The 752-nt window shown below is 43.8% G+C and carries 2 pseudogenes; both read right to left on the bottom strand.

Annotation, left to right across the window (positions count from 1 at the left end):
* Nucleotides 1–206, bottom strand: a pseudogene (locus R7Q48_RS26945) (methyl-accepting chemotaxis protein); the annotation flags it as partial.
* Between the two features lie 192 nt (nt 207–398).
* Nucleotides 399–752 (bottom strand): annotated as a pseudogene (locus tag R7Q48_RS26940) (D-hexose-6-phosphate mutarotase); the annotation flags it as partial.

Below are 752 nucleotides of genomic sequence, written 5' to 3'. Positions count from 1 at the left end.
TGAAGGTAAGCATCGAACTGACCGGCAATGGTTTTTGCCATCGACTCGACTTTGGATTGATGTTCTCTCAACGTACTTTCTAGCAGCACGCCAGATGCGTTTCGATAAACGAGCGCAGCAATGCTGGAAAAGGCAATTACTAGGCACAAAGTGATGACTAACTTTAGTTGAAAGCCAACACTTTGATTTCTGTACTTTTCTAACATGGAATGTCTTCCTGATATATTTATAACTTATGAGTTTTGTATCGGCATGCTATCGGTTTATATGAATAATTTTTTTGATATCTATTAATTAAATTGTCAAAAAACTCAGATAACCAATGAGTTAGTTAGAAAGTGACCGAGGAAGAACGGAAATGATTTCAAAAAAAGGCCGGATGAGCCGGCCTAGGAAGATTATTGTGCAGCAATCACTGTCACGAGCTCGTAGCTCTCGCCTGGCTCAAGAGTTTTGCCTTCTTCAATACTTGGTGCATGAAGGGCAGATTCCACACACAGCATGTTTTCATAGCCATTGTCAGCCATATCTCCCATCCCTTGTGCACCTTCCGCCCACGGGTTCCATAGTACTGCGGAGTTATGGCCGCGGTTCGCTACGCTCAACGTGCGGTTAAGAACAGGGTCTTTCACTAAAATTTGAGCTTCTGGTTGCGTGTATACGCGATCGATGGTGTCAGTCAGTTGAAGAACCTCACCACCCTGACACACTTCGCTATTTTTCAAGCTGTCGATGTACTCGTTGCCCATACC

The sequence above is a fragment of the Vibrio sp. 378 genome, assembly GCF_033339435.1.
This window is presented reverse-complemented; position numbering and strand designations above follow the sequence as displayed.